This is a genomic window from Bacillus sp. AFS001701 (genome assembly GCF_002559405.1).
GTDB lineage: Bacteria > Bacillota > Bacilli > Bacillales > Bacillaceae_G > Gottfriedia.
Genome location: NZ_NTZO01000437.1, coordinates 1 through 6,782 on the forward strand (window position 1 = coordinate 1; position 6,782 = coordinate 6,782).

The 6,782-nt window shown below is 31.6% G+C and carries 4 protein-coding genes; all 4 read left to right on the forward strand.

Annotated features, from left to right (window positions below):
• The first annotated feature begins 796 nt into the window (after window positions 1-796).
• A complete protein-coding gene (locus tag CN514_RS20745) occupies window positions 797-1,438 on the forward strand; it encodes a TVP38/TMEM64 family protein (protein ID WP_098234213.1) in 642 nt (213 codons plus the stop codon).
• A 34-nt stretch (window positions 1,439-1,472) separates the two neighbouring features.
• Window positions 1,473-2,024, forward strand: a complete 552-nt coding sequence (lepB, locus tag CN514_RS20750; protein ID WP_098234214.1) for a signal peptidase I — start codon at window positions 1,473-1,475, stop codon at window positions 2,022-2,024.
• A gap of 133 nt (window positions 2,025-2,157) precedes the next feature.
• Window positions 2,158-5,664, forward strand: coding sequence for a helicase-exonuclease AddAB subunit AddB (gene addB, locus CN514_RS20755; RefSeq protein WP_098234215.1), 3,507 nt, complete (start codon window positions 2,158-2,160; stop codon window positions 5,662-5,664).
• A partial coding sequence (locus CN514_RS20760) for a UvrD-helicase domain-containing protein (protein WP_141529454.1) occupies window positions 5,657-6,782 on the forward strand: 1,126 nt, incomplete at its 3' end. The genes addB and CN514_RS20760, both read left to right, overlap by 8 nt.

The following is a 6,782-nucleotide window of genomic DNA, read 5'->3' on the forward strand; positions in this document are numbered from 1 at the left end:
CTTGTTTGCCTTTGCCCAATATATAAATTAAACAAAAAAAAGAATAGTAATAAAATGTACCCTATAGATTAGACACTAAAAAAAAGTCTACTCTATAGACTGCACCCCTTAAAGTAGATGTTGAAAAACCCATAGTTGGGCAATATTGATTTTAAGGGTTGTTTTCTATGGCAAAAACCCAACTAAATAGAGCTAATAAGAAAAATAATAAAATTAACATAGAGTTTGTTTTCATCCATATTAATCTTTGATGTTTTTGAAATTGATTCTGGAATGAAGATTTAAATACTTCCTAAGTATAGAGTTATTTTGATATATACTTTTTTATTGGCATTTATTTGAAACTTCTTCTAGATTTTTTAAGAAATTATTTTTTAGATGAATGAGTTGATTGGAACGAAAGGGTGCTCGACTCCTGTGGGAAAAGAGGGAAGGGTGAGACCCCGCAGGCGCGCCGAGGAGACTTACCTCTCTCCCCACGGAAAGTGAGTATCCTTTAGTGGAAATCAACATGACGTTACTTATTTAATTGACAAATTCTATTTCAACGCATGAAAAAACTACTTTTCCTTTCAGTGAAGTAGTTTTTTATTTATCCAAAAATAGTTTATTAGAATTACATTAAGCTTCATTAGGAACAAATTAGAAAAAAATATGTATAAGATAATCAGTCAAATTATGACAAAAAATACTAATTAGAATCATTTATTATTATTGAATAAATAGTTATATGTGATAATGTTAACAGTAAGGATATCTATTTAGAAATACGGCTTAAGGAGAGATTCATATTTAAATGGACGTTTTTGACTTAAAGGCTTTTTTTACAGAAGAACATTTTTTACATCTCATTCAACAATACAAAGATTATGGTCCATTAGTTGGAATATCAATCCCTTTTATTGAAGCAATTTGTCCAGTTCTACCTTTGGTCATTTTTGTATTTGCTAATGCAGCAGCATTTGGTCCTTTATTAGGTTTTTTATATTCATGGATTGGTTCTTGCTTAGGTTCCATTTTACTATTCTATGTTGTTAGAAAATTTGGTCAGAAACGATTTTTTTCATTTGTAAGTAAGCATAAGAAAGTAGAATCATCAATAGGGTGGATTGAAAAAAGGGGATTTGGTCCAATTTTTATTATGTTTGCATTTCCGTTTTCACCATCTTTTTTAATAAATATAGTAGCCGGTTTGTCACGGATTAAAATATCGCAATTTCTAATCGCATTAGTACTTGGAAAGTTTACGATGATCGCGATGATTAGTTATTTAGGGAAAGATTTAACTTCAGTATTTCAAAAACCGATTAAAGCATTGTACATAGGAATTTTTATATTCGTATTATGGATAGTTGGAAAAGTGATTGAGAAACGTATGGACATCAAAGAAAAAACAACAGAGAATAAGAGTGCGCCTCGATCATCTGATGAGCAATAAAGCATTATGACTCAGGGAGGGAGAGAGCAACTTTATGCTAAGAAAAGAAGTATTTGACTGGGGAAAAGCGATCATTATTGGGATCGCAATTGCTTTTATTGTAAGAACGTTCTTATTTTCTACATATGTAGTTGATGGAGAATCTATGATGCCAACTTTAAAGGATGGAAACTTACTAGTTATAAATAAATTTGGATATGAAATTGGTGATATTAACAGATTTGACGTAATTGTATTTCATGCAAATAAGCAAGAAGATTATGTTAAACGTGTCATTGGTTTACCTGGAGATTCAATTGAATATAAAGATGATCAGCTTTATGTTAACAATAAAAAATGGAATGAACCATATTTAAATGATTACAAGAGTTCTTTAAAAGGATCAACTTTTACACCTGATTTTAATTTAAACGAAGTTACAGGTAAAACGAAAGTTCCACCAGGCTATGTTTTTGTTGAAGGGGACAATCGACCAAAAAGTTATGACAGTCGTTTGTTTGGATTTGTAAAAATTGATAAAATTGTAGGGAAGGTCGACCTACTTTATTGGCCACTTTCAAGTTTAAATACGAATTTTAACAAATAAGCTCCTTCTGGGGGCTTTTCTTTTTAATTACACAATTAGATTGTATTATAAACGAGACCTTGGAATGAAAATCAACAAAATAATTTTTACTGAAATAACAACCATTATTCTAATACATTAAGGAGGGGGATTTATGTCGTTTCAATTTATATTAGGACGTGCAGGAAGTGGAAAAACGCATCATATTTTAAATGAAATTACAGATAGATTAAAGAATGAAACAAAAAATATTATCTTTATTGTACCTGACCAAATGACCTTTCAGATGGAATATGAATTAGTTAAAAGGCAGGAAAAAAAAGCGATTATTAATTCTCAAGTTTTTAGTTTTACTCGATTAGCTTGGAAGGTTTTACAAGAAACAGGTGGTATCAGTCGGATTCATATTGGTGAGATTGGAATTTCTATGATTCTTCGAAAGATTATTGAGGAAAAGAAAGAAGAATTGAAAGTTTTTCATCACGTTGCTGATCGACAAGGATTTTATAAGGAACTAACGGGTCTTATTGCTGAGTTTAAAGGTTTTCAAGTTTCTTCAGATGAATTATCTTCCGTTATTTTACAAATGGAACAAGATTCATCTAAGGATCATATCTTTATTCAACAAAAGATAAATGATATTCAAATCGTGTTTGATGCTTTTAATACATATATGAAGGATAAGTATCTAGATTCAGAAGACTATTTAAATCTGTTGATACAAGAATTACCTAAAAGTGATTATATAAAAGACAGTATTATATATATTGATGGATATTATGACTTGGCACCTCAAGAGCGAAATGTAGTTGAGGAGCTAATGAGAAATTGTAGTGAGGTAAATTTCTCTCTAACAATCGACCGGCCGTATGATGATTTTTTACCACATGAATTAAATTTATTTTATAAACCAGCGCTTTTATATCAACAAATTAAAGAGATTGCTTTAAATACAAAGCAAACAATAGAACAACCTGTTATTTGTCATCAAAACTTTAGAAATCAATCGAATGATTTGAAGTATTTTGAAACGAATTTTGATAACAGACCAGTTAAGCCTTCGTTTGAATCAGATGGAATTAAGATTATGTCAGCATCTAATCGTCGAGCTGAAGTAAATGGGATTGCCAAAGATATTATTAATAAGGTACGTGATCAAGGATACCGATATCGTGATATAGCCATTTTCTTAAGAAATGGAGATTCATATTCACATTTGATTTCAACTATTTTTCATGCGTACGAAATACCCATTTTCATAGAAGAAAAGCGTTCAATGCTAACGCATCCATTATTTACGTTTTTACAGGCTACTTTCGATATCATTCAAAACAATTGGAGATATGAATCAGTTTTCAATGCGTATAAAACGGAATTAGTTTATCCATTCGAAAGTAATCGTGATAAGAATCGTGAACAGCTCGAGTTATTTGAGAATTATTGCATAGCGTATGGTAAGCAAGGAAAAAGGTGGACAATTGAAGAGCCATGGAAGTATCGAAAATATCGCTCAACTGAAGGTATTGATAGAGGGATAACAAATGAAGAGTTAGAATTCGAGGCATTAATCAATTCCGTAAGAGATTTATTAGTAAAGCCAATACTTACATTTCAAAGCAATTTAAAACAAGCAAAAAATGCGAGAGAAATGTGTGTAGCATTGTATGAATTTGTTGAATCGCTAGATATTTCAAGGAAGCTTCAACGTTTAAAGGATGATGCTGAAAATCGATCCAATTTAATTGAAAGTAAAGATCATGAGCAAGTTTGGAAAGGGTTTATTCAACTTTTAGATGAATGCGTTGAATTAATTGGAGAAGAAAAACTGTCACGTAAAACATTTTTTGAAATTCTTCAAACTGGTTTTCGATCACTTCAATTTGCGAATGTTCCTGCATCATTAGATCAAGTAAACATAGCTAATTTTGATCATTCAAGATTACAAAATGTAAAGTGTGCTTATATCATTGGTGTAAATGAAGGGGTTATTCCAAGGAAGGCTAATGAAGACGGTTTATTAGGTGATATTGCCAGGGAGTTTTTACAATCATTTGGTGTAGAAGTAGCACCAACAAGTAAGCACCAATTATTTGTAGAAAATTTTAATATCTATACTGGAATTAATCGAGCAAGCCATGAGTTAATCATTAGTTACCCGTTAGCAAGTGATGATGGAAAAAGTCTTGCCCCATCAAGTCTCATTCAAAGGATAAAATCGATTTTTCCAAATATTCATCAACGATTTGAAAGTGGAGACTTAACATTTAGTTCAGTAGAAGAACAGCTAACATCTATTACAAATTATGGTACAGCGTTAACGAATTTAGTCTCTCAGCTTCAAGTTTGGTCGACTAATGAAACTGAAACGAATATGGATTTATGGTGGACGATTTATAATGTCTTACGAGAAAATACTGATTCAAAAGATAAACTGTATAAAGTAATAAGTAGCGTAATGTATAACAATGTCGCGAAAGATCTTGGAGAAGATTTAAGTACAGAATTATATGGGGAAGAATTGAGTGGATCAGTATCACGAATCGAGCTTTTCCATCAATGCGCATATGCCCATTTTGCACGTTATGGACTAAAGCTTCAAGAACGAGAAATTTATAAGTTTGAATCATTTGATATGGGTCAATTATTCCACAGTGCTTTAACAATTATTGGAGAGAATCTTTTACAGACCGGGAAAAGCTGGAGTAGTTTAACGAATTCAGAATGTGATGATTTAGCAGCTAAAGTAGTAGATGAAATCTCTCCAAAGTTTCAACGTGAGATTTTGTTAAGTACGAATCGATATATGTTTTTAAAGAAAAAAATGAAAGATGTTATTGCTAAAGTATCCTCAATTTTAAGTCAACAAGAGCATGCAGGTAAATTCGTTCCAGTTGCTTTAGAAGTACCATTTGGCATGGGTAAGCAGTTAAATTCTTATGAACTTCCGATTGATGGGAAGAGAAGAATGGTATTAAATGGCCGAATTGACCGAATTGATAAAGCAACAAGTGAAAAAGGCGATTACTTACGAATTTTAGATTATAAATCAACGAAAAAGGAATTAAAATTATCAGATGTTTATTACGGACTTGCTTTACAGTTATTAACATATTTAGATATAGCTGTAGCAAATTCAACAACATTACTTGGAAAACAAGCGGACCCAGCTGGTATTCTTTATTTCCATGTTCAAAATCCGATAGTTAAAGTTAAAAATAATTTCGAACTCGATGAAATTCAGAATGAGATCTTTAAAAAGTTTAAAATGAATGGATTACTTTTAGAAGATCGTGAAAGTAATACGTTAATGGATGAAGCCTTAATTCAAGACGGAAGCTCTTCAAAAATTGTGCCGATTAGGCTTAAAAAAACCGGGGAGTACATGGCGAAATATTCAAAAACGGTAAAGCCTGAACAATACCCAATGATGACGAATTATATAAAGCAAAAATTTACTGAAGCTGGTCAGCAAATATACAATGGTTTTGTAGAAGCAAATCCATATCAGCAAAAGGATAAAATACCATGTACATATTGCTCGTACCAATCAGTCTGTCAATTTGATGCGAATGTAAAAGGAAATGAATATCGTGTTCTACCTCCTTTAGAAGATAGCGAAGCATTACAAAAAATGATAGAGGTGGTGAATAAAGATGAGTAAAGAAGAAAATAACGCAAGTAAAACAACATGGACAGCCGACCAGCAAAAAGCAATCGATTTCGAGGGTTCAGATATTCTTGTAGCCGCTGCCGCTGGCTCTGGGAAGACGGCTGTTCTTGTTGAACGAATTATTCAAAAAATCATTCGTGATGAAAATCCAATAAATGTTGATGAATTACTTGTTGTTACTTTTACAAAAGCAAGTGCCCAGGAAATGAAAGAAAGGATCGGGATTGCATTAGAGAAACAACTTGTAAATAATCCTGAATCTGATCATTTAAGGAAACAAGCTTCTTTATTAAATAAAGCTTCAATCTCAACTATTCACTCTTTTTGTACAGAAGTCATTCGATCAAATTACTATATGGTAGAATTAGATCCAAACTTCCGTACTGCAGAAGAAATTGAGATTCAATTACTAATGGATGAAGTGTTAGAAGAGTTGATGGAGTCAGAATACAGTGATGAGTCTAATTTAGTCTTCTTTGATTTAGTTGATCGATATACTAGTGATCGAGATGATAATGATTTACCAAAATTAATATTAAAGTTATATCGTCATGCAATTTCTAACCCAAACCCAAGTGAGTTTTTAAATGCATTCATTCATCAATATAATGTAGTCGGTAAACCAGTTGATGAGATTCCTTTTATTCAAGAGCTTAAGAAATTTATTCAAGATGATCTGTTTGCTTGTATAAACACTTATAAACAAGCATTGGATATAATAGAAAGTCCTGATGGCCCAATCAAGTATGCTGAAGTGTTTAAAGAGGAGTATGCTAATTTAGAATGTTTATTCCATGCTTCAGAAAAATCATGGGAAGAAATTAATGTTGGTCTACAAAAAATAGTATTTAATCGGTTGCCCACTATTAAAAAGACAGAGGGAGATCAACAGAAAAAGGAATTAGTAGCGAATTTCCGTAAAGATGTTAAAAAGAAGATTGATGATATAAGAGATAAGTATTTTAGTCGAAGTATTGACAGTCAATTAAAACAGATAAGTGAATTAAAGCCTTTAGTTGAAAAGTTAATTGAACTTGTTAATCGTTTTATCGTGTTATTTAAAGAAGCAAAATTAGAAAATGGAATTTTAGATTTCAATGATTTAGAAC

Coding starts and splice junctions, on each gene's coding strand:
- CN514_RS20745 (WP_098234213.1), top strand. CDS start 797: ATGGACGTTTTTGACTTAAAGGCTTTTTTTACAGAAGAACATTTTTTA.
- addB (WP_098234215.1), top strand. CDS start 2,158: ATGTCGTTTCAATTTATATTAGGACGTGCAGGAAGTGGAAAAACGCAT.
- lepB (WP_098234214.1), top strand. CDS start 1,473: ATGCTAAGAAAAGAAGTATTTGACTGGGGAAAAGCGATCATTATTGGG.